Consider the following 22,714-nt stretch of genomic DNA (forward strand, 5'->3'; position numbering starts at 1 on the left):
CGCAGCACCTTTGGATTCAGTCGATTAACCCGAAATCGTCCTTGATTCTGCTGCGTTGCAGCAAATTTCGCTACGCCAGGCCCAACGGTGATCGCTAGGAACAAAGATTTTTCGAGACTCGGAAAAAATATCCTTCTGCGCCTGAAGGAGCATTGCGCACCCATTTTTGCTCGCCTATGGTTCGACCTGTAACGTTTCAGATTTCGGGAGGAACTCCATGCGTTATAAGCTCTTGACCGCTGCCTTTGCCGCATCGGTCGCACTTCCGTTCGCGGCTCCGGCCGGCGCTACCGACCTGGAAGTCGCCCATTGGTGGACCTCGGGCGGCGAATCGGCAGCGGTCGCCGAGTTCGCAAAGGCCTTCGACGCCACCGGCAACCACTGGGTGGATGCGGCGATCGCCGGCGGCGGCAACACGGCGCGCCCGATCATGGTCAGCCGCATCACCGGCGGCGACCCGATGGGCGCCTTCCAGTTCAACACCGGGCGCCAGGCGGAGGAACTGATCGAGGCCGGCCTGCTGCGCGACCTGACCGATATCGCGACCAAGGAAAACTGGCGCGAGGTCATCCGGCCGGCGAGCCTGCTCGACGGCTGCACCGTCGACGGCAAGGTCTATTGCGTCGTCGTCAACATCCACTCGTGGCAGTGGCTGTGGCTGTCGGCCAAGGCGTTCGCCGACGCGGGCGTGCCGGTGCCGAAGAACTGGGACGAGTTCGTGGCTGCCGGGCCGGCGCTCGAAAAGGCCGGCAAGATCCCGCTCGCCATCGGCGGCCAGCCCTGGCAGACGACTGGCGCGTTCAACGTGCTGATCCCCGCCATCGCCGGCAAGGACGTATTCCTCAAGGTCTACAAGGATCATGACGCGGAAGCCGCCGCCGGACCCGAGATCGCCAAGGTGTTCAAGGCCGCCGACGACGCGCGCAGGCTGTCGGCCAAGTCGAACGTGCAGGACTGGAACCAGGCCACCAACCTGGTGATCACCGGACAGGCAGGCGGCCAGATCATGGGCGACTGGGCGCAGGGCGAGTTCCAGGTCGCGGGCCAGGTCGCCGGCAAGGACTATTTCTGCCTGCCGGGCCTCGGCGTCAACGAGCTGATCTCGACCGGCGGCGATTCGTTCTATTTCCCCGTTATCGACGATCCGGAAAAGAGCGCGGCACAGGAGGTGCTGGCATCGACGATGCTCAGCCCCGAAACCCAGGTCGCCTTCAACCTCAAGAAGGGGTCCGTTCCGGTGCGCGGCGACGTCGATGTCAACGCGGCCAACGACTGCATGAAGAAGGGGCTCGAGATCCTGGCGTCGGGCAACATCATCCCCGACACCAACCAGCTCAACACCGAGGACACCAACAATCAGCTCAACGACCTGTTCGTCGAGTTCTTCAAGACGCCTTCGCTGACTCCGGAGGAGGCGCAGAAGCGCTACGCCGAGATCATCGCCAACGCCGACTGAGGTTGCGCGTTCCTTCCAGTGCCGGCCCCGCAAGCGCGGGGCCGGCGCCGAACGCCAAGACGTCGCCGGAGTGTATCAGGCATGACCGACAGTCCCACGGGGCGGCCCAACAAGCTGTTTCGCAATCTTAATGCGAAGATCGCATCCGTGCCGATGATCCTGACCGCCGTGGTGATCTTCGTCGGCGGCACCGGTTGGACCATCGTCCACTCGTTCACCAATTCGCGGCTCCTGCCGCGGCTCAACTTCGTCGGCCTCGACCAGTACGAGCGGCTGTGGACGACGCCGCGCTGGCTGACATCGATCGAGAACCTGCTGATCTACGGCAGCCTGTCGCTGGTCTTCTCGCTGGTCATCGGCTTCGTCCTGGCGGCGCTGCTCGACCAGAAGATCCGCTTCGAGGACACGTTCCGCACCATCTTCCTCTATCCGTTCGCGCTGTCTTTCATCGTCACAGGCCTCGTCTGGCAGTGGCTGCTCAATCCCGATTTCGGCGTCCAGCACGTGGTGCGCGGCCTCGGCTGGGAAAGCTTCTCCTTCAACCCGCTCTACACCAAGGAACTGGTGATCTACGGCATCCTGTTCGCCGGCCTTTGGCAGGGCACGGGACTGGTCATGTGCCTGATGCTGGCCGGGTTGCGGGGCATCGACGAGGACATCTGGAAGGCTGCGCGCGTCGACGGCATCCCGATGTGGAAAACCTATCTCTTCATCGTCATCCCGATGATGCGGCCGGTCTTCGTCACCACGCTGGTCATCATCGCGAGCGGCATCGTGCGCGTTTACGACCTTGTCGTGGCGCAAACCAGCGGCGGGCCGGCGCTCGCCTCCGAAGTGCCCGCAAAATATGTCTATGACTACATGTTCGCCGCGCAGAATCTCGGCCAGGGCTTCGCCGCATCCACCATGATGCTCCTGACTGTCGCGATCATCATCGTGCCGTGGGCCTATCTCGAATTCGGGCGGAGGCGCTGAGATGTCAAATCCAGCAAGCCTTGCCGTCACGGTGGCCGGCGCCGACGCAATCGCTGGCGAACTCAGCGGCCCGCGCGGGCCGAAGCCGCGCGTCGCCTTCTCGCGCCGCAACATCTTCATCTACGGAACACTGATCTTCGCGGCGGTCTACTATCTGATCCCGCTCTACGTGATGATCGTGACGTCACTGAAGGGCATGCCCGAGATCCGGCTCGGCAACATCTTCGCACCGCCCGTGGAAATCACCTTCGAACCCTGGGTGAAGGCCTGGGCGACGGCCTGTACCGGCCTGAACTGCGACGGGCTGTCGCGAGGATTCTGGAACTCGGTGCGCATCACCGTGCCTTCGGTGATCGTCTCGATAGCCATAGCCTCGGTGAACGGCTACGCGCTCGCCAACTGGCGCTTCAAGGGCGCGGACATCTTCTTCACCATCCTGATCGTCGGCGCGTTCATTCCATACCAGGTGATGATCTACCCGATCGTCATCGTGCTGAGGGAGATCGGGCTCTACGGCTCGCTGTCAGGCCTGGTGATCGTGCATTCGATCTTCGGCATGCCGATCCTGACGCTTTTGTTCCGGAACTATTTCGCGTCACTGCCCGAGGAGCTGTTCAAGGCGGCTCGCGTCGACGGCGCCGGATTCTGGGGCATCTATTTCAGGATCATGCTGCCGATGGCGCTGCCGATCTTCGTCGTCGCCATCATCCTGCAGGTGACCGGCATCTGGAACGACTTCCTGTTCGGCGTCGTCTACACCAAGCCCGACACCTACCCGATGACGGTGCAGCTCAACAACATCGTCAACTCCGTGCAGGGCGTGAAGGAGTACAACGTCAACATGGCGGCTACGCTGATCACCGGCCTGGTGCCGCTTGTCATCTACTTCATCTCCGGAAAACTGTTCGTTCGCGGCATCGCGGCGGGCGCCGTGAAGGGCTAGGACCGATGACCAGCGTCGCCGTCAAGAACCTGTCGCTCGACTTCGGCGCCGTCTCGGTGCTGAAGAACCTGAATCTCGACGTCGAGGACGGTGAGTTCCTGGTCCTGCTCGGCCCGTCCGGCTGCGGAAAGTCGACCCTGCTCAACTGCATCGCCGGGCTGCTCGACGTCAGTGACGGGCAGATCTTCATCAAGGGCAGGAACGTCACCTGGGACGAGCCCAAGGACCGCGGCATCGGCATGGTTTTCCAGTCCTACGCCCTCTATCCGCAGATGTCCGTCAAAGGGAACCTTTCGTTCGGGCTGAAGAACGCCGGCGTGCCCAGGGACGAGATCGATCGCCGCATCGGGCGCACCGCCGAGATCCTGCAGATCGAGCCGCTTCTCGAGCGCAAGCCCTCGCAGCTTTCGGGCGGGCAGCGCCAGCGTGTCGCGATCGGCCGGGCGCTGGTGCGCGACGTCGACGTCTTCCTGTTCGACGAGCCGCTTTCCAACCTCGACGCCAAGCTGCGCTCGGAACTGCGCGTCGAGATCAAGCGCCTGCACCAGAAGCTCGCCAACACGATGATCTACGTCACGCACGACCAGATCGAGGCGATGACGCTGGCCGACCGCATCGCGGTCATGCGCGGCGGCCTGATCCAGCAACTCGACCGGCCGCAGGAGATCTACAAGCGGCCGGTCAATCTCTATGTCGCCGGCTTCATCGGATCGCCCGGCATGAACTTCCTCGACGGGGCGGTCGTCGAAACCGACGGCGAGCCCCGCTTCGTCGCCGAAGGCATCGACATTCCGCTGGCGCGCTACAGCTTCGAGACCCGACGACCCGGACCGGCCGTCTTCGGCATCCGTCCGGAGCATGTCGGCATCAATTCCGGCGAAGACTGGCCGTTCTCGGCGGTCGCGCAGGTCGAGATCGTCGATCCGATGGGGTCCGACACGCTGGTCTGGACGAAGCTCGGTGCGCAGACGCTGACCATCCGCGTCTCCTCGGAACGCTCCCCGGCCACCGGCGACACGGTGACCATCGGCTTCGATCCCATGAACGCGTCGCTGTTCGACGCGGCCACGGGCGAACGCATCTGAACCGGGCTGCAAAGCCTGCAACCAACGGGGCTCCCAAGCGCCCCACCGCAGAAGGGTCATTGCAATGAACTGGTCGTTTCAGCTCTACAGCGCGCGCAACTTCCAGCCCTGGGACAAGGTGCTGAAAGTGCTCCGCGAAGCCGGCTATAAAGAGGTCGAGGGCTATGGCGGCGTGTACGCCGATCCTGCGGGACTGCGCGCGGAACTCGACAGGAACGGCCTCACCATGCCGACCGCCCATTTCGCCATCGATACGCTGGAGACCGATTTCGATGGCGCGCGCCGGATTGCCGACGCGCTCGGCGTCCGCACCATGGTCTGCCCCTACCTCGTGCCAGACGCGCGGCCGGAAGCGACGGCCGCCGGCTGGCGCGGCTTCGGCGAGCGGCTCGCCGCTGTCGGCGAAAAGGCCACCAGGGAGGGTTACGGCTTCGCCTGGCACAATCACGATTTCGAGTTCAAGGCGCTGGCCGACGGGTCGGTCCCGCAGCAGCACATCCTCGACGCCGCGCCCGGTGTCGGTTGGGAGATCGACGTCGCCTGGGTGGTGCGCGGCGGCGCCGACCCGATGCCCTGGATCGACCGCTACGGACAGCGCATCGTGGCGGTGCATGTGAAGGACATCGCCAAGCCGGGCGAAGGTCTCGACGAGGACGGCTGGTCGGACGTCGGCCACGGCACGATCGACTGGGCTGGCCTGCTCAAGGCGCTGCGCGCTGGGACGCCGGCCCGACACTTCATCATGGAGCAGGACAACCCGAACGACTTCGCCCGCTTCGCACGGCGTTCGATCGAATCCGTCCAGAGTTACTGAGCAGCCTCCCGGGAGCAAACGCATATGGCACGCAAGCTTGGTGTCGGCATCGTCGGATGCGGCAACATCTCAACCACCTATTTCAGATTCGCGCCGCTGTTCAAAGGCATCGAGGTCCGTAGCTGCGCCGACATCAACCCGGCTGCGGCGAAGGCCAGGGCCGCGGAATACGGCGTGCGCGCCGAAAGCGTCGATGCCCTGCTCGGGGCCGACGATATCGACATCGTCGTCAACCTGACCATCCCGTCGGTCCACTACGACATCTCGCGGCGGGCACTCGACGCCGGCAAGCATGTCTATTCGGAAAAGCCTTTCGTGCTTTCGGTCAAGGACGGCCTCGACCTCGCCAGGCGCGCAGCAAGGAAGGATCTTCGCATCGGTTCCGCACCGGACACATTCCTCGGCGGCGCTCACCAACTTGTGCGGCGGCTGATCGACGAAGGCCGGCTCGGCGAGATCACCGGCGGAACCTGCCACGTCATGGGCCGCGGCATGGAGCACTGGCACCCCAATCCCGACTTCTTCTTCCAGCCGGGCGCCGGGCCCGTGCTCGACATCGGGCCCTACTACATCACCAACCTGGTCCAGCTCCTCGGTCCGGTGAAGAGCGTCGCTGCGCTCTCGGCGACGCCGCGCAAGCAGCGCGTCATCGCCAACGGCCCCCGCAACGGCGAGAAGGTGCCCGTCGACACGCCGACCACCATTCATGCGCTGCTCGAGTTCGCCGGCGGCGCCGTGGTGACGCTTGGCGCGAGCTGGGATGTCTGGGACCACCGGCACGCGCCGATGGAACTCTACGGCGAGGCCGGCACGGTCTACATCCCAGATCCGAACTTCTTCGGCGGCGACGTCCGCTACACGAAGGGCGCGCAGGAGGTGAAGAAGCTGCCGGCCTGGAACCACCCGTTCGGCGTGCCCAACCAGAGGCACAGCCACGGCATGATGGCCAACTACCGGACCGCGGGCCTGTCCGATATGGCGCTGGCGATCCAGTCCGGCAGGCCGCACCGCTGCTCGATGGAGCTTGCGCTGCATGTGGTCGAGGTGATGACGTCGATCCTCAAGTCCGGCGAGACGGGCAGGTTCGTCGCCATGCGCACGACCTGCGAACGGCCGGCGCCGCTCGGACCGAAGGAAGCGAAGGCGCTTCTGGCGAAGAATGGCTAGGGTCGGCCAGTCCCGGCGGGAAGCAATTCCGACGTGCCGCCTTCATGAAGCGACGTGGCCGCACACATAGGCCACGATCGCGACATAGGTCAGCCCGTGCAGCAGCTGGTCGAAGCCGATCGCGTTCCAGAAGCGGGCGCCGTCGCGCCAGCCGAAATAGCGCACGACTTTCTCTTTTCCCCAGTCGATGTGGTAGTGGACGACGAACTCGGCGATCAGAACAGTCGCGACAACCGGGAAGGACGCCTGCACCAGGAGCAGCGCAACCAGCGTTCCCGCGACATGGATGGCGGAGTGGACAAGCCCGCCGGGCGCTCCATAGATGCCCTTCTCGTGCACCTGCCACTTCGTCTGGAGGACGAAGTCGCCTAGGCAATGCTTGACCAGCAACAAGGCGAAGAGCGCGATCGCGACTGTCGTCATCTGGCTTCCAATTTCAGTCGCGGGGCGCCTGCCACGCGGGATGTCAAACTGCGGGCGCATTGCCGTCGATGTCAATTGCCAGAATGCATGACGCAAGGCCATGCGGTGGATTGCGCAAGGGGCCCATAGTCACCATCTTCGGCGCGAGATGAGTTCAAGCGAGAATTTTGCCGCGCGCCTGGCGTTCCGCAGCTCGACGGCCGACCAGCCGCCGCTCGGCCAGCAGCTCGCCACGCTGCGACACCTAAAGCGGTTCTTCGCGCAGGTCTGGCGCACAAGCGCTCCGCTGACCGTTGCGAGCGTGGCGCTCAGGCTGGTTTCCGCCGTGCAGCCGCTCCTGCTGCTCTATGTCGGCAAGCTGATCATCGACGAGGTCGTGCTCCAGGCGGGCCAGCCGGCGCCCGGACCAGCCCTTTCCGACTGGATCGCCAGCGGCAGGCTCGCCCATGTCGCGGCGCTGCTGGCGCTGGAATTCGCGCTCGTGGTGCTCGCCGACCTGTTGTCCAGGGGCATCTCGCTGGTCGACGGCATCCTCGCCGAACTGCATTCCAACACCGTCAGCATGGAGCTGATGCAGCATGCGGCGAGCCTCGACCTCAGGCATTTCGAGTCCAGCGAATATCAGGACCGGCTGGAGCGCGCGCGACGCCAGGCGGCCGGGCGCAACGCGCTGCTGGCGCAGATCTTCGGACAGGGCCAGTCGCTCGTCACCATAGCCACGCTTGCCTTCGGCCTGCTCGTCTATGCGCCCTGGCTGATCCTGCTGCTCCTCGTTTCGCTGATCCCGGCGGTCGTCAGCGAGGCCAAGTTCAACACGCGCTCCTATCACCTCAACCGCCTGCGCTCGCCCGAACGGCGCGAACTCGAATATCTCCGCTATGTCGGCGCCAGCGCCGAAACGGCCAAGGAGATCAAGCTGTTCGGGCTTGGCTCGTTCCTCGTCGCCCGATTCAGGCGGCTGGCCGACACCATCATGCGCGACAACCGGCGGCTCGCCACGCAGCGCGCCATCTGGGGCGGCCTGTTCGCGGCGCTCTCCAGCCTCGCCTACTATGGCGCCTACGCCTATATCGTCTGGCGCACCGTCGAGGGCGAATTCACACTGGGCGACCTCGCCTTCCTGTCCGGCTCGTTCCTCAGGCTCAACGGCCTGTTCGGACAGCTGCTGATCGGCGTCACCCAGATCGCCGGCCAGTCGCTCTATCTGGACGACCTGTTCTCCTTCTTCGACATCAAGCCGACCATCACCCTTTCCGACACTCCCAAGCCGTTTCCGCAGCCGATCCGCGACGGCATCGTCTTCGAGAATGTCGGCTTCCGCTATCCGGACACCGAACACTGGGCCGTGCGCGGCCTCAACTTCTCGATGAAGGCAGGCGAGGCGGTGGCGCTGGTCGGCGAGAATGGCGCCGGCAAGACCACCATCGTCAAGCTGCTGACGCGCCTCTACGATCCCGACGAGGGGCGCATCCTCGTCGACGGCATCGATCTCCGCGACATCGATCTCGTCGACCTGCGCACGCATATCGGCGTCATCTTCCAGGATTTCATCCGCTATTCCCTCACGGCGGCGGAAAACATCGGCGTCGGCCGAATCGAGGCGGCGCCCGACCGCGACCGCATCGAGGCAGCCGCTGAACAGAGCCTGGCTGCGCCGGTGATCGAGAAGCTGCCGCTCGGCTACGACCAGCCTCTCGGAAAGCTGTTCGCCAATGGCCGCGACCTGTCCGGCGGCGAATGGCAGAAGGTGGCGATCGCGCGCGCCTATATGCGCGACGCCGAACTGATCATCCTCGACGAACCGACGGCCGCCCTCGACGCCAAGGCCGAGGCCGAGGTGTTCCAGCGCTTCAAGAGTCTCGCCAAGGGCAAGACGGCCGTGTTGATTTCGCACCGCTTCTCGACCGTGCGCATGGCCGACCGCATCCTGGTCCTGTCGGGCGGCCGCATCATCGAGGCCGGCTCGCACGACGAACTGGTCGCAGCCCGTGGCGTCTACGCCGATCTCTTCGAACTGCAGGCCGCCGGCTACCGGTAGCCGGCGGTCGCAGCGGGTTCGGTCAGGACACCAGCTTCAGCCCGATGATGCCGGCGACGATCAGGCCGATGCAGACGATCCGGCCCACGGCAGCCGGCTCGCCGAGCAGGTAGATGCCGAGGATCGCTGTGCCGACCGCACCGATGCCCGTCCACACGGCATAGGCCGTGCCGACCGGCAGCGTCTTCAGCGCGATGCCGAGCAGGCCGAGGCTGATTGCCATGCTGACCGCGGTCAGAACCGTCGGCACGAGACGCGTGAAACCGTTGGTGTATTTGAGGCCGATCGCCCAGCCGATCTCGAAAAGGCCGGCGAAGAAAAGAATGGCCCAGTTCATGGAAGAACCTCCTGGCGTTTCGCGGGAAGGGTCGTCCCTTCGACAAAAAGGCAAAGCGCCCGAGGTCGTCCTCGAGCGCCTAGATAGACCATCGGCATTGCCGCGTGAAGGGCTGCCCGGTCATGGCTGCCATGCCCGGGCGGCATCGATCGAAACGCCGTATTCGGCGCCGGAATCGAGCAGCGTGTGCCAGAGGCTTTCCGCGAAGGTGGCGAAGACCAGCAGGTGGAACACCGGCCCGCCATCGGCGTCGTCCTCGCGCCAGAGATTGACCGCGGTGTGGTCGATCGAAGTGGCTGCGGCGGCGCCGACAGGGAACGCGGCCGGATGCAGGTCGACCGAGCAGACCTTTGCCAGCAGGTCGCGCGCCCGGGGTCCCGATATCTCAAGCAGCGAGCGGGCATCGGACTGCTCCGAAAGCGAGGCGACGCCGGCGAAGGCGGAAGCGGCCTTTTCAAACCCTGCGCCGCGCCGTGACAGGACCAGGAACTGGTCCGCCCCCGACCAGATGAGCCTTGCCTCGCCGGCTGGCAGCGCCTGCGGCCTCGCGGGGGCATCCTTGCCGTTGAGGCCACGGCATGCCTCGACAGCCGCCTGCCAGCGGCCGCGACGCGCCATCACCTGCACCAGGTCGAAACTGGTCAGTTCGGCCAGCGCCACGCCGGCCGGACCCTCTTTGACGCCGTGACGCCCAGCCTCGTAGATGCGCGAGAGGGGCGTCGTCTCGGACCAGGACAGATCAGCCACGCTGGCGCCCTCCTTCCGGATCGTAGAAGACGGGATTGCAGATTTCGATTTCATAGGCCTCGCCGCGCAGCGGGTCGTGCGCCATGGCGATCTCGCCGATGCGCTCGCGGCCGTTGGCGACCAGTCCGAGCCCGAGCCACTGGCCCATGGTCGGCGAATAGCAGACCGAGGTGACGTAGCCGCCGTCGGTGTCGGGACCGGGGATCGCGCCCTTGGCGATGACATGCGCGCCTGAGCGCAGCCGCCGCGCCGTGTCGACCGGCCGGATGCCGACGACGACCTGACGGTCCGGCGCCACAAGGGCCTCGCGCCCGGCCATGACGCGGCCGATGAAATCCTTCTTGGTCGACATCATCTTGCCCAGGCCCAGATCGGCGGCGGTCGTCGTGCCGTTGAGTTCGGGGCCGGCGACATGGCCCTTCTCGATGCGCATGACGCCGAGCGCCTCGGTGCCGTACGGGGTGACGCCGAACTGTTCGCCCGCCGCCATCAGGTTGCGCACCAGCGCGTCGCCGAAGCGCGTCGGCACGGAAATCTCGAACGCCATCTCGCCCGAGAAGGAGATGCGGAACAGCCTCGCCCTGACGCCGCCGCGCAGGGCCACCTCGCGCACGCCCATGAAGGGGAAGCCCTCGTTGGACAGGTCTTCGGCCGGATCGACGATTTCCGCGAGGAGGTCGCGCACCTTCGGCCCCGCGATCGAGAACTGCGCCCACTGGTCCGAGACCGACGCGAGTTGCACGTCCAGTTCCGGGAACAGGACCTGGCGGCAGAATTCCAGATGCTGCATCACCGGCCCGGCCTTGGCGGTGGTGGTGGTCAGGAAATAGCGATCCTCGGCAAGCCGGGACGTGGTGCCGTCGTCGTAGACGATGCCGTCCTCGCGCAGCATCAGGCCGTAGCGCGCCTTGCCGACGGCGAGGCTGGAGAAGGCGTTGATGTAGACGCGGTCGAGGAAGACGCCGGCATCGGGGCCGTGCACGTCGATCTTGCCGAGGGTGGACACGTCGCAGAAGCCGACGCCGCCGCGCACCGCGTTGACCTCGCGGGTGACCGATTCCAGCCAGTCCTTCTCGCCCGCCACCGGGTACCACTGCGCCCGCTTCCACAGGCCGGTGTCGACGAAGACGGCGCCGCGTTCGGCCGCCCAGTGATGCGACGGCGTCAGCCGGACGCTGTGGAAGTTCTCATCCCGGTGATGGCCGGCCATCGCGCCGATCGCCACCGGCACGTAGGGCGGCCGGTAGATCGTCGTTCCCGCCTGCGGAATCGACCGCCCGGTCAGCTCGGCCATGATGGCGAGGCCTTGCACGTTGGAGGTCTTTCCCTGGTCGGTCGCCATGCCGAGCGTCGTGTAGCGCTTCAGGTGCTCGACCGACTGGAACCCCTCGCGCGCGGCCAGAGCGACATCGAAGGTCGTCACGTCGTTCTGGAAATCGACGAAGGCCTTCTTCCTGCCCTCGACATGCCAGAGCGGCTTCAATGAATAGGGCGTCTCGCCGTCCGACGTCGGCGCAGCGCCCGCGTTCCCGCCGAACCCGAGGTCGGCGGCCGCAGCGGCGCCTGCGGTGTGACCCTGCGCCAGGCAGTCGGCAAGCGAGAACGCGCCGTTCGCCGAGCCCGCGGCCGTCATTCCGGGCGGTGCCCCGTCGGGCACGAAGGCGGCGATGTCGTCGCGCCATGCCGGCCGGCCGCGATGCTGCGAGGTCAGGCCGACGGCGGGATTCCAGCCGCCGGAAACGGCCAGTCCGTCGGCCTCGAGCGAGGCGCGCGCGCCACCGGCCAGCGCCACCTTGATCCTGCCGATGCCCGACTTGCCGCCGTCGACATGGTCGACGACGCCGTTCAGCACCGCGAAACCGTGCTTCGCGGCCAGCGCCCGCTTCTCCGACGACGTCTCCGGCCTGGCGTCGATCACGCCGGCGACCGTCAAACCTGCGGCGAGCGCCGCGTCGACGGTCTTCCAGGCATCGGAGTTGTTGGTGAAGATCGCCAGCCGCTTCGCCGGCGTCGCCGCGTAGCGGTTGATATAGGTGCGAACGGCCGAGGCGAGCATAACGCCGGGCACGTCGTTGCCGCCGAAGGCGACGGGACGCTCCAGCGCGCCTGCGGCAACCACGGTGCGCCTTGCGCAGATGCGCCACAGGCGCTGGCGCGGCTGGTGCTCCGGCGGCGCCGGGACGTGGTCGTTCACGCGCTCGAGCGCTGCGTGCACGCCGTGGTCGTAGGCGCCGGTCACGGTGGTCCGCGTCATGATCCGGACGTCGGGCATCGCCCTGAGTTCGGCAACCGCATCGACGAGCCATTCGGCGGCAGGCCGGCCGTCGACGACCCCGCCGTCCGACAGCAGGCGTCCTCCGAGCGAAGGCTCCTCCTCGCAGAGGATCACCCGCGCACCCGCCCGGCCAGCGGCCAGCGCGGCGCCAAGCCCGGTGGCGCCGCTGCCGACGACCAGAACGTCGCAATGCGCCCAGGCCTTCTCGTAGTGATCCGGATCGGCCGCCTCGGCAGCGCGTCCGAGACCAGCGGCGCGGCGGATCAGCGGCTCGTAGAAGCTCTCCCAGAGCCGCGACGGCCACATGAACGTCTTGTAGTAGAAGCCGGCGACAAAAATCGGAGCGGCGAGCTGGTTGACCGAAAGCAGGTCGTACGAAAGCGAGGGCCAGCGGTTCTGGCTCGCGGCGACGAGGCCGCCGTAGAGCTCGACCGTGGTGGCGCGCGTGTTCGGCTCGCGGCGTGCGCCGCTGCGCAGCTCGACCAGCGCATTGGGCTCCTCCGAGCCGGCCGTCAGGATGCCGCGCGGGCGGTGATACTTGAACGAGCGGCCGACCAGCTTCACGCCGTTGGCGATCAGCGCCGAAGCCAGCGTGTCGCCGGCATAGCCCGACATCGACTTGCCGTCGAAGGAGAAATCGAGCCGCTGAGACCGGTCGACAAGGCCGCCGGAGGCGAGGCGGTGTGTCTGCGCGGCGGTGCTCACGACGCCACCTTCGCCGCGCCTGCGCCGGCTGCCGGCTCGACCGAGGAAATCTCGTGCGTCATGGTGTTTCGGCACACCTTGAGCCACGAGCGGCAGCCGCCGCCATGGTACCACAACTCGTCCATCTCGCCGGCGACGTTGTCGCGCAGATAGACGTAGTCGTAGAAGGCGTCGGCGCCGGCGTCTGGTTCGGGCCGCTTCGGCTTGGCGTCGCCCAGATAGGTGAACTCGCCGTTCTCGCGCGGGCCGCAGAAGGGACAGGCTATCAGCATTTCTTGTCTGCCGTCCTCAATGCAGGTTCGGTTGGGGCCCCTGGCCCTTTTCGTCGATCATCGCGCCGCGGCTGAACCGGTCGAGCCGGAAGCGCATCGCTTCCTCGTGCGGAGCATCGCGGGCGATCAGATGGGCGAAGACCAGCCCGGAGGCCGGCGTCGCCTTGAAGCCGCCGTAGCACCAGCCGGCGTTCAGATAGAGCCCGTCGACCGGGCTCTTGTCGATGATCGGCGAGCCGTCCATCGACATGTCCATGATGCCGCCCCACTGGCGCAGAAGCCTGACGCGGCCGATGACCGGCATCAGCGCCATGCCGCCTTCGCAGACGTCTTCCATGGTCGGCATGTTGCCGCGCTGGGCGTACGAATTGTAGCCGTCGAGGTCGCCACCGAAGACCAGCCCGCCCTTGTCCGACTGGCTGACGTAGAAGTGTCCGGCGCCGAAGGTGATCACGCCCGGGATCAGCGGCTTGATGCCTTCGGAAACGAAGGCCTGCAGCACGTGGCTTTCGATCGGCAGGCGCAACCCTGCCATGGCGGCGACACGCGACGTGCTGCCGGCGACCGCCATGCCGACCTTGCCGGCGCCGATCGCGCCGCGCGTGGTCTCGACGCCGGTGACCCTGCCCGCCGCGTCGCGCGTGAATCCGGTGACCTCGCAGTTCTGGATGATGTCGACGCCGAGTGCGTCTGCGGCATGGGCGTAGCCCCAGACGACGGCGTCGTGGCGCGCCGTGCCGCCGCGCCGCTGCAAGAGGCCGCCCTGTATCGGAAAGCGCGAATTGTCGTAGTTGAGGAACGGCGCGAGCTTGCGCACCCCCGACACGTCGAGCAGTTCTGCGTCGATGCCGTTGATGCGCATCGCGTTGCCGCGCCGCGCATAGGCGTCGCGCTGGGCGTCCGAATGGTAGAGATTGAGCACGCCGCGCTGGCTGACCATGGTATTGTAGTTGAGGTCGCGCTCCATCGACTCCCAGAGCTTCATCGACAGCTCGTAGAAGCCGATGTTTCCGGGCAGAAGGTAGTTCGAGCGGATGATGGTGGTGTTGCGGCCGGCATTGCCTGAGCCGATCCAGCCCTTCTCGAGCACGGCGACATTGGTAATGCCGTATTCGAAGGCTAGGTGGTAGGCGGTGGCGAGGCCGTGCCCGCCGCCGCCGATGATGACCACGTCGTAGCGCGGCTTGGGCTCGGGGTCGCGCCAGGTGCGCGGCCAGTTCTTGTGGCCCGAAAGGGCGGCACGCGCCAGGGAGAAGATCGAGTATTTCATCTTGCGAATGCCGCGCGCGCCGATTTTCCGTCCGCCCTCAGATGTCGAGCGTGTGGTCCCGTTCCCACTGGGTGAAGTGCGAAGCATAGGAATTCCATTCCTGGTGCTTCAGCTTTAGGTAGGCCGACGAGAATTCCTCTCCCAGCGCCGCCTTCAGCGACTTGTCCTTGTCGAAATCACGGAGCGCGTCGAGCAGGTTGAGGGGCAGCTTCGGCGCGCCCTTCACGGTGTGACCGAGCTGATACATGTCGATGTCGTAGCGCTTGCCGGGATCGGCCTTCGAGCGGATGCCGTCGAGGCCGGCCGCGATGATCACCGCCTGCATCAGATAGGGGTTGGCGGCGCCGTCGGGCAGGCGCAGCTCGAAGCGGCCGGGGCCGGGCACGCGCACCATGTGGGTGCGGTTGTTGCCGGTCCAGGTCACCGTGTTCGGCGCCCATGTCGCGCCGGAGATGGTGCGCGGGGCGTTGATGCGCTTGTAGGAGTTCACCGTCGGGTTGGTGATGGCGGCGAACGCCGAGGCGTGCTTCATGATGCCGCCGAGGAAGTTGCGGCCCTTGGCCGACAGGCCCAGCTCCATCTTGGGGTCGGCGAAGACGTTGACCTTGCCGGCCTTGTCCCAGACCGAGATATGCGCATGGCAGCCATTGCCGGTAAGGCCGGGGAAGGGCTTGGGCATGAAGGTCGCCCGCAGGCCGTGCTTCTCGGCGATCGAGCGAACCATGAACTTGAAGAAGGAGTGCTTGTCGGCGGTAGCCAGCACGTCGTCGAACGCCCAGTTCATCTCGAACTGGCCGTTGGCGTCCTCATGGTCGTTCTGGTAGGGCTGCCAGCCGAGCGCCAGCATGTGGTCGCAGATCTCGGCGATGACGTCGTAGCGGCGCATCACCGCCTGCTGGTCGTAGCATGGCTTGGCCGCGGTATCGGCGGGATCGGAGATCGCCGTTCCGTCCGGCGAGATCAGGAAGAACTCGGGCTCGACGCCGGTCTTCACGCGCAGCCCCTCCTGCGCCGCCTCGGCGACCAGCCGGTTCAGCGTGTCGCGCGGCGCCTGGGCGACCGACTTGTCGTCCATCACGCAATTGGCCGCCACCCAGGCCACTTCCGGCTTCCAGGGCAGCTGGATGACGGAGTTCGGGTCCGGCACCGCCAGCATGTCGGGGTGCGCGGGGGTCAGGTCGAGCCAGGTCGCAAAACCGGCAAAGCCCGCGCCGTCCTTCTGCATGTCGCCGATCGCCTGCGCCGGAACCAGCTTGGCGCGCTGGCCGCCGAACAGGTCGGTGAACGAGATCATGAAATATTTGACGCCGTTCTTCTTGGCGTATTGCGAGAGATCAGTTGGCAATGGAGTTCCCCATTTGATTTGGTATGCGTTCCCCTGGCCTTGTTGTTGTTCTTGCCAGACGTCGGATTAGATCAGAAACCGCCCTTTCCGGGTATCCAGCCGGTGCCGGCGAGAGGCACCTGCGCCATCGCGGCCGCCTCGACCGTCAGCGCGCAGAGATCCTCCGGTTCCAGGTTGTGCACGTCATTCTTGCCGCAGGCGCGGGCGATCGTCTGCGTCTCCAGCGTCATGACCTTGAGATAGTTCGCCAGGCGCCGTCCGGCGGCGATCGGGTCGACGCGCTTCATCAACTCCGGATCCTGCGTCGTGATGCCGGCCGGGTCCTTGCCCTCGTGCCAGTCGTCATAGGCACCGGCCGTGGTGCCGAGCTTGTTGTATTCGGCCTCCCAGTGCGGGTCGTTGTCGCCGAGCGCGACCAGGGCCGCGGTGCCGATCGACACCGCGTCGGCGCCAAGCGCCAGGGCCTTGGCGACGTCGGCCCCGTTGCGGATGCCGCCGGACACGATGAGCTGCACCTTGCGGTGCATGCCGAGATCCTGCAGTGCCTGGACCGCCGGGCGGATGCAGGCGAGCGTCGGCTGGCCGACGTGCTCGATGAACACTTCCTGCGTCGCGGCCGTGCCGCCCTGCATGCCGTCGAGAACGACGACGTCAGCGCCCGCCTTCACCGCCAGCGCGGTGTCGTAGTACGGGCGCGCGCCGCCGATCTTCACGTAGATCGGCTTCTCCCAGTCGGTGATCTCGCGAACTTCCAGGATCTTGATCTCGAGGTCGTCCGGGCCGGTCCAGTCGGGATGGCGGCAGGCCGAGCGCTGGTCGATTCCCTGCGGCAGGTTGCGCATCGCGGCGACGCGGTCGGAGATCTTCTGGCCGAGCAGCATGCCGCCGCCGCCGGGCTTGGCGCCCTGGCCGACGACGATCTCGATCGCGTCGGCGCGCCTGAGGTCGCGCGGGTTCATGCCGTAGCGCGAAGGCAGGTACTGGTAGACGAGCGTCTGGCTGTGGCCGCGCTCCTCTTCCGTCATGCCGCCGTCGCCGGTGGTCGTCGAGGTGCCGGCGAGCGTGGCGCCGCGACCGAGCGCCTCCTTGGCGGGGCCTGACAGCGAGCCGAAACTCATGCCGGCGATGGTGATCGGAATCTTCAGCTCGATCGGCTTTTTCGCATAGCGCGAGCCGAGGACGACGGAGGTGTCGCAGCGCTCGCGGTAGCCTTCGAGCGGATAGCGCGAGATCGACGCCCCGAGGAACAGGAGATCGTCGAAATGCGGCAGCTTGCGCTTGGCGCCGCCGCCACGGATGTCATAGATACCGGTCGCCGCGGCGCGGCGGATCTCCGACAACGTGTAGTCGTCGAAGGTGGCGGACTTGCGCGGCGTGGTGGGCGGGTTCTTGTAGGTCATGGGTGCCTCTAATCCGCTCAATACGCGTCGGCGTTGTCAATGTTGAAGTTGTAGAGGGTGCGGGCCGAGCCGTAGCGAGTGAACTCCTCCGGCTTGACGCCCTTCACGCCGGCGCGGTCGAGCAGGTCCTGCAGGCGCTTGATGTGCTTGGGATGCATCTTCTTCTTCACACAGTCGGCGCCAAGGCTTTTCACCTTGCCGCGGACATAGAGCTTGGCCTCGTAGATGGAATCGCCCAGCGCATCGCCAGCGTCGCCGAGCACCACAAGATTGCCAGACTGCGCCATGAACGCCGACATGTGGCCGATGTCCCCGTGCACGACGATGTCGACGCCCTTCATCGAGATGCCGCAGCGCGACGAGGCGTTGCCCTCGATCACCAGCAGGCCGCCGCGCGCGGTGGCGCCGGCATACTGGCTGGCGTCGCCCTTCACGACGATGGTTCCCGACATCATGTTCTCGCCGACGCCCGGACCGGCCGAGCCGTGCACCGTGATGGCGCCGCCGTCGTTCATGCCGCCGCAATAGTAGCCGACGGAACCGCGCACATCGATCGCGACCGGCTGGTCGACCCCCGCGGCCACCGCATGGCTTCCCTTGGGATTGACGACTTCCCAGGAGGTTTCGTTGGAGCCCTCCTTGATGTCATGAAGCGCCTTGTTGAGCTCGCGCAGCGAGGATTTGGCCAAGTCGAAGGTGGGCATTCAGACCATGTCCTTGTTCGATTGCAACGTTTTGCCGGCGACCATGCCAGGCCATTCGGGATTGCGCAGGGCAGACCCCGGCCTCGCCAATTCGCCCGACCTTTGCGCCGGCATCGGCTAGTGTTCCCAGAAATAGACTTTTGAAGGCTCCGGCTCCCACACCCTGGCATCCTCGATGCCGGGCAGGTTGGCGAGCGCGCGGTACTCCGAGCCGAAGGCGACGTAGCGGTCGGTCTCGGCCATGACGGCAGGCTTGCAGGCGATCGGGTCGCGCACCACGCCGAATCCGTTCTTGGTGCCGACGACGAAGGTGAAGAAGCCGTCGAGGTCGGTCAGCGTCTTCTCGAGCGCGCCGCCGAGATTGTCGCCATGCGCCATCTTGTTGGAGATGAAGGCGGCGGCGACCTCGGTGTCGTTCTCGGTCTCGAAGGTCATCCCCTCGCGTCTCAGTTCGCGCCGGACATTGTTGTGGTTGGAAAGCGAGCCGTTGTGCACGAGGCACTGGTCCGGACCGGTCGAGAACGGATGGGCGCCCATCGTGGTCACCGCGCTTTCCGTGGCCATGCGGGTGTGGCCGATGCCGTGGGTGCCCGACATCTTGGTCAGATCGAACCGCTTGACGACGTCGGCCGGCAGGCCGACTTCCTTGAATATCTCGATGACCTCGCCGACGCCCATGATGCGCACGCTGGGGCGCAGTTCGAGGATGGCGTCGCGCGCGGCCTCGACCTTGGCCGTCGGAACCTCGATGACCGCGTGGGTCGACTTCACGACGATGTCCGCCTTGCCGCCGATCCTGGCGCCGAGTTCGGCTGCCAGCCCGTCGAAGTCATGGGCCGGATCGGCCGACTGGATGGTGATCTTGCTGTGGTTCCTGTCGCCGGCGCCGTAGATCGCGATGCCCGCGCTGTCGGGGCCGCGATCGGTCAGCGTCACCAGCATGTCCGACAGCATCTCGCCGAGCTTCGGCTCAAGCGACTTGTCCTTCAGAAACAGACCAACAATGCCGCACATGGCCCTGTCCTTTCTCGAATGAGAGCATTCGCCAATGTCTAGCGAATGGCCCGGCCGTTTTCAACTACGATGAAAAAAATATTCCTGAAAATTAATAGAACGGGGAACCCGGCGGGCAGCCGTTCGTCCGGCACCGGCCTAGGCTCCCGGCCGCGCCGCGGCGCGGCGAAACGCTTCCTGCCGGATCCGCGCCAGGCGATAGGCGTCGGTGATCGAAAGCGCCCACACGAAGAGCCCGCCGGCGTGCCGTCCGACGAACGAATGTTCGGGCGTCGTGGTCAGGTATGAAAGAACCATGAACAGGACGGCGAACAGCGTGAAGCACAATCCGCGCCTGGCCTGTCCCACAGCAACGTGGCCGGCGCCCGGAAAGAGGATCGCGAGGACGAGGACCAGGCGGGGGTTCAGGACATCTGCGCACAGGGAGGATATCATCGGCTTGCCTCGAGCGTTTGCGGGGCGGCATCGAGAACGTCGTTCAGCAGCCGCAATTCGTCCAGCGCGTTGCGCACGAGGTCGGCCGGAACCTGCTCCACCGGGAAGCGTATCTGCCGGTAGAGCACATGCGCGCCGCGATCGCCCTCGGCGATCTGGCGAACAAGCCCTGCGCCGCGCGGGGTGATGACGATCTCCTTCAGTCCCGGATCGGACAAAAGCGTCCGGAAGAGACCGCTGGTGCGCTGCACCGCATCGTCGGTCACGTCGCTGCCGCGCATCAGGAGGGGCATATCGCTCGAAAAGCTCGGCGCGATGGTATCAGGCAGCCCCAGCACGCGCGAATAGAACTCGGTGCCGACGGGTCGCGCCAGCACGCCGATCGACGGCCGCGGCCTCGGCTCGGGCGCAAGCATGGTCAGCTTCAGCCAAAGTTGCGGCAGGCGGCGCGGCACCAGGCTGTCGGCCACGACCTCCATGCTGATCCTGTTGCCGGAACTCGTGCCGAGCAGACGGGGGTAGCCGTCGCCGCCGATCGTCACCTGCGCATCGCCGACCAGGCCGGCGGCCGCATCGAGCAGAGTTCCACGCCGCCTGAGGTCGGCACGGAATTCCTTTCTGGCGAGCATGGCGATCGCCGCCACGCCCGCAATGCAGAAAACGAGGAGGCCCATGCCCTCGGGCGACAGCGGCAAACCGAAATGCTCCAGCGCCGAGGACATGGACGAACTCCGCCTGGCCTCAGTAGCCTTGCGGCCGAGGCCAGGGCATCGTGAACTGGTCGCCGCGCTTCACGAAGCGGTAGCGCCAGAAGTGGAACCACAGCGACGCGATGATGTAGAAGCACAGCATCGCGATGAGCTGCGTGCCGTAGCCCAGGAACACCGCGAAGTAGGTCGCCGCGCAGAGCACCAGCAGGACCAGCGCCGGCAGCGGGTGCCACGGATGCACATAGCCGCGCTTGATCGTTCCGAGCGGCCACTTCTTCCTGAACATGACCATGTTGAAGGTCATGAAGGTGTAGCCGAGCAGGCCCGACAGGATCGAGAAGGTGATGACCTGGTCGAGCGGCGCGCCGAGCGCGAAGATCAGCGCGATCGGAACAAGGAAGACGATCGAGCGATAGGGCGTCCGGTAGCGCGGATGCACCGCGCCGAACCAGCTCGGCAGGTAGCGGTCGCGCCCCATGGAGAACCAGGCACGCGAGGCGTCGTTGATGCAGCCGTTCGCCGACGCCGTCGTCGCAAAGGCAGTACCGATGAACAGCAGCACCATCAGGCCGGTGTTTCCGGTGACGCGGGCGGCGTCGAACAGCGGCGTGCCGGCGTTGCCGAGATACTCCCACGGGATCAGGCCCGAGCAGACATACCAAGTCAGCGTGGCGGCGATGAGCAGCGTCATGATGCCGGCCATGGTGCCGAACGGCAGCGAGCGGGCCGGCGAACGAACCTCCTCGGCCGCCTGGCAGGTGCCTTCGATGCCGAGATAGTACCAGAGGCCGAAATGCAGCGCGGCGACGACGCCGAGCCAGCCGTAGGGCAGCGGCTCGTTGGTGACCGCCGAGAAGTCGAGCGGCACCGCGGAGGCGCCGAACTGCACCGCCAGGAACAGCACGATGATCGCCACGAAAGCGAAGGCCGTGATGACGAGGTTGAAGCTCAGGGAAGCCAGCACGCCCCGATAGTTCAGCCAGGCCAGCGCCAGGATGGTCAGGATGATGAACGGCTTCTGGTTGAGCCCGGTGTGGCCGAGCATCCCGGCCACGGTGTCGAGCAGGAAGCCGATGGTGATGGCGTTGGCCGCCTCCAGCATGGTGTAGGCCATGACCAGGAAGAGGCCAACGTTGAAGGCCATCAGCGGTCCGACGATGTGCTTGGCCTGGGCGTACTGGCCGCCGGCCGCGGCCACCGTCGAGGTGACCTCGGAATCGATCATGGCCACGCAGGTGTAGAGCAGACCCGCGACCCAGCACGCGACGAGGCCGGCGATCATGCCGCCCTTGCCGACCGAGAAGTTCCATCCCATGTACTCGCCGACCAGAACGATGCCGACGCCGAGCGCCCACACATGTCCGGGGCCGAGAACGCGCAGAAGGCCCAGGCGTTCTTGCGACGCCTCTGTAGCTGTAACGTTGCTCATCGATTTCCCCTCAGAGCTCGTGGCGTTCCTGCGTCAGCTCGAGCTCTCCCTCTCGAGACGACGTCAGAAGTTCGTTGTCGTAGGTGGTGTCGACCTTGATCATGTCGAGGACCATCACGAGGGCGACCAGCGCGGACAGCGCCCAGGCCGCGTATTCCAGGTAATTCCAGACATCCATCGCCCGTCCCCTCCTATTTCTGGCCCTTGCCGAACCGCTCTTCGATGACGTCGCGGTATTCCTTGTCGGACAGCCTGACGACCAGGATGAAGTAGCCGACAACCGCGATCACCATCACGATCAGCGCAGTCCAGCTGAAGGTGTAGTCGAAGCGGGCGGTGATCATTTCGTTGGCCGACGCCGCGTCGGCGTAGCCGAGAGCCGCCCATTGCTGCTGCTCGGCAGCGTTCTGGCCGAGCGCTTCCCAGGTCGGGTTCTCGATGGGGTTGGGCACCTTGGCGGCGCCGGCCAGCCCCAGGTAGAGCGGCAAATAGAGGGCGCCGACGGTCAGCACCAGAAGGACGACGACGTCGACGATCTGGCCCACGAGGCTCTGCTTCGGAGGTTGATATGCCATGTGAGCGCTCCCTAACGCCGCTTGCGCAGGCGCATCTCGTCGAGATGCAAGATGTCGAGGCCGTAGATGAAGTGCTTGTCGTCGCCGTAGTGGCGCAGCATCGCGAGAATGGCCGCGGTGTTGAACGCCAGGACAAGGATGGCGGCGACCGCGAGAACCACGCGGATGGCGCCGTTGCCGATGAGCGGCCACATCGTGAACAGCGCGAAAAGTATCGTCACCCAGAGGCCGGCGACGAACGCCAGCGCCCCCATCCGGTCACGTTGATGCATCCGGTCGACACGCGCCGCATGCTCGGGCGAATTGGCCCTCTCCCTTAGTCTGGCTTCCATTTTTCCTCCCCGGGGCAATTGCTTCTATTGCTTCTTGTGAAAACTAATTGCCTGTGAGGAATGTCAGCCCTTTCCAGACCTGCGTCAAGGTGTCGATTGTGCTGCGCTGCGGCATCGTTGTGCATTTGCATAAGCAGGAGGCAGAATGCCTGGTCGCAGGCATCGCCTAGGGGTGCACGAGTTGCCTCTCAGGAAAACAATTTGAACGCTGGTATTGCGCTGCGTCGAAAAATCGAGTCAGAATTCGATTGCGGCAGAGAGAG

General features: G+C 65.7%; 23 protein-coding genes. 7 read left to right on the forward strand and 16 right to left on the reverse strand.

Going from position 1 to position 22,714, the window contains the following annotated elements:
- The first annotated feature begins 217 nt into the window (after nucleotides 1-217).
- From ABUE31_RS15345 to ABUE31_RS15370, 6 genes are all read left to right on the forward strand, one after another.
- On the forward strand, nucleotides 218-1,456 hold the full coding sequence (locus ABUE31_RS15345; RefSeq protein ID WP_367724530.1) for an ABC transporter substrate-binding protein: 1,239 nt from the start codon (nucleotides 218-220) through the stop codon (nucleotides 1,454-1,456).
- Between the two features lie 81 nt (nucleotides 1,457-1,537).
- Entirely contained in the window at nucleotides 1,538-2,431 is an 894-nt protein-coding gene (locus tag ABUE31_RS15350; protein ID WP_367724531.1) for a carbohydrate ABC transporter permease, read from the forward strand.
- A 1-nt stretch (nucleotide 2,432) separates the two neighbouring features.
- Nucleotides 2,433-3,374 carry a carbohydrate ABC transporter permease gene (locus ABUE31_RS15355; protein WP_367724532.1) on the forward strand — a complete coding sequence of 314 codons (942 nt, stop codon included), beginning with the start codon at nucleotides 2,433-2,435 and terminating at the stop codon, nucleotides 3,372-3,374.
- A gap of 5 nt (nucleotides 3,375-3,379) precedes the next feature.
- Nucleotides 3,380-4,459, forward strand: a complete 1,080-nt coding sequence (locus tag ABUE31_RS15360) for an ABC transporter ATP-binding protein (RefSeq protein ID WP_367724533.1) — start codon at nucleotides 3,380-3,382, stop codon at nucleotides 4,457-4,459.
- Between the two features lie 64 nt (nucleotides 4,460-4,523).
- Nucleotides 4,524-5,273 (forward strand): sugar phosphate isomerase/epimerase family protein, encoded by a 750-nt coding sequence (locus tag ABUE31_RS15365; protein ID WP_367724534.1) that lies wholly within the window; start codon nucleotides 4,524-4,526, stop codon nucleotides 5,271-5,273.
- Between the two features lie 24 nt (nucleotides 5,274-5,297).
- Complete coding sequence (locus tag ABUE31_RS15370; RefSeq protein WP_367724535.1) at nucleotides 5,298-6,440, forward strand: Gfo/Idh/MocA family protein; 1,143 nt, start codon at nucleotides 5,298-5,300, stop codon at nucleotides 6,438-6,440.
- Nucleotides 6,441-6,482: 42 nt separating this feature from the next.
- On the opposite strand, the gene ABUE31_RS15375 is transcribed toward ABUE31_RS15370, so the two are convergent.
- Nucleotides 6,483-6,863 (reverse strand): DUF3307 domain-containing protein, encoded by a 381-nt coding sequence (locus tag ABUE31_RS15375; protein ID WP_367724536.1) that lies wholly within the window; start codon nucleotides 6,861-6,863, stop codon nucleotides 6,483-6,485.
- Between the two features lie 148 nt (nucleotides 6,864-7,011).
- Here ABUE31_RS15375 and ABUE31_RS15380 point away from each other — a divergent pair, with 148 nt between their 5' ends.
- Entirely contained in the window at nucleotides 7,012-8,901 is a 1,890-nt protein-coding gene (locus ABUE31_RS15380; protein ID WP_367724537.1) for an ABC transporter ATP-binding protein, read from the forward strand.
- A gap of 22 nt (nucleotides 8,902-8,923) precedes the next feature.
- On the opposite strand, the gene sugE is transcribed toward ABUE31_RS15380, so the two are convergent.
- The 15 genes from sugE to ABUE31_RS15455 form a co-directional block, all read right to left on the reverse strand.
- A complete protein-coding gene (gene sugE, locus ABUE31_RS15385) occupies nucleotides 8,924-9,238 on the reverse strand; it encodes a quaternary ammonium compound efflux SMR transporter SugE (RefSeq protein ID WP_367724538.1) in 315 nt (104 codons plus the stop codon).
- Between the two features lie 120 nt (nucleotides 9,239-9,358).
- Entirely contained in the window at nucleotides 9,359-9,985 is a 627-nt protein-coding gene (locus ABUE31_RS15390; RefSeq protein WP_367724539.1) for a sarcosine oxidase subunit gamma, read from the reverse strand.
- Nucleotides 9,978-12,965, reverse strand: coding sequence for a sarcosine oxidase subunit alpha family protein (locus ABUE31_RS15395; protein WP_367724540.1), 2,988 nt, complete (start codon nucleotides 12,963-12,965; stop codon nucleotides 9,978-9,980). Before ABUE31_RS15395 ends, ABUE31_RS15390 begins: the two co-directional genes overlap by 8 nt.
- The gene (locus ABUE31_RS15400) at nucleotides 12,962-13,237 is read right to left on the reverse strand and encodes a sarcosine oxidase subunit delta (RefSeq protein WP_367724541.1); all 276 of its coding nucleotides are present in this window, start codon (nucleotides 13,235-13,237) and stop codon (nucleotides 12,962-12,964) included. Before ABUE31_RS15400 ends, ABUE31_RS15395 begins: the two co-directional genes overlap by 4 nt.
- A 16-nt stretch (nucleotides 13,238-13,253) precedes the next feature.
- Complete coding sequence (locus tag ABUE31_RS15405) at nucleotides 13,254-14,507, reverse strand: sarcosine oxidase subunit beta family protein (RefSeq protein ID WP_367724542.1); 1,254 nt, start codon at nucleotides 14,505-14,507, stop codon at nucleotides 13,254-13,256.
- Nucleotides 14,508-14,544: 37 nt separating this feature from the next.
- A complete protein-coding gene (gene glnT, locus ABUE31_RS15410; protein ID WP_367724543.1) occupies nucleotides 14,545-15,852 on the reverse strand; it encodes a type III glutamate--ammonia ligase in 1,308 nt (435 codons plus the stop codon).
- 71 nt (nucleotides 15,853-15,923) lie between these two features.
- Nucleotides 15,924-17,252 (reverse strand): FMN-binding glutamate synthase family protein, encoded by a 1,329-nt coding sequence (locus tag ABUE31_RS15415; protein ID WP_367724544.1) that lies wholly within the window; start codon nucleotides 17,250-17,252, stop codon nucleotides 15,924-15,926.
- A gap of 17 nt (nucleotides 17,253-17,269) precedes the next feature.
- The gene (locus ABUE31_RS15420) at nucleotides 17,270-17,956 is read right to left on the reverse strand and encodes a GltB/FmdC/FwdC-like GXGXG domain-containing protein (protein WP_367724545.1); all 687 of its coding nucleotides are present in this window, start codon (nucleotides 17,954-17,956) and stop codon (nucleotides 17,270-17,272) included.
- Nucleotides 17,957-18,073: 117 nt separating this feature from the next.
- Entirely contained in the window at nucleotides 18,074-18,970 is an 897-nt protein-coding gene (locus tag ABUE31_RS15425; protein ID WP_367724546.1) for a class II glutamine amidotransferase, read from the reverse strand.
- Nucleotides 18,971-19,108: 138 nt separating this feature from the next.
- Entirely contained in the window at nucleotides 19,109-19,405 is a 297-nt protein-coding gene (locus tag ABUE31_RS15430) for a hypothetical protein (RefSeq protein WP_367724547.1), read from the reverse strand.
- Complete coding sequence (locus tag ABUE31_RS15435) at nucleotides 19,402-20,127, reverse strand: hypothetical protein (RefSeq protein WP_367724548.1); 726 nt, start codon at nucleotides 20,125-20,127, stop codon at nucleotides 19,402-19,404. The genes ABUE31_RS15430 and ABUE31_RS15435 overlap by 4 nt, the downstream gene beginning before the upstream one ends.
- 19 nt (nucleotides 20,128-20,146) lie before the next feature.
- A complete protein-coding gene (locus ABUE31_RS15440; RefSeq protein WP_367724549.1) occupies nucleotides 20,147-21,544 on the reverse strand; it encodes an APC family permease in 1,398 nt (465 codons plus the stop codon).
- Between the two features lie 10 nt (nucleotides 21,545-21,554).
- Nucleotides 21,555-21,722, reverse strand: a complete 168-nt coding sequence (locus ABUE31_RS15445; RefSeq protein ID WP_367724550.1) for a hypothetical protein — start codon at nucleotides 21,720-21,722, stop codon at nucleotides 21,555-21,557.
- A gap of 13 nt (nucleotides 21,723-21,735) precedes the next feature.
- A complete protein-coding gene (locus ABUE31_RS15450) occupies nucleotides 21,736-22,119 on the reverse strand; it encodes a hypothetical protein (RefSeq protein WP_367724551.1) in 384 nt (127 codons plus the stop codon).
- Between the two features lie 11 nt (nucleotides 22,120-22,130).
- Nucleotides 22,131-22,451 carry a hypothetical protein gene (locus tag ABUE31_RS15455; protein WP_367724552.1) on the reverse strand — a complete coding sequence of 107 codons (321 nt, stop codon included), beginning with the start codon at nucleotides 22,449-22,451 and terminating at the stop codon, nucleotides 22,131-22,133.
- Nucleotides 22,452-22,714: the final 263 nt, after the last annotated feature.

The sequence above is a fragment of the Mesorhizobium marinum genome (genome assembly GCF_040813675.1).
In the GTDB taxonomy this organism is placed as follows: Bacteria; Pseudomonadota; Alphaproteobacteria; order Rhizobiales; family Rhizobiaceae; genus Mesorhizobium_K; species Mesorhizobium_K marinum.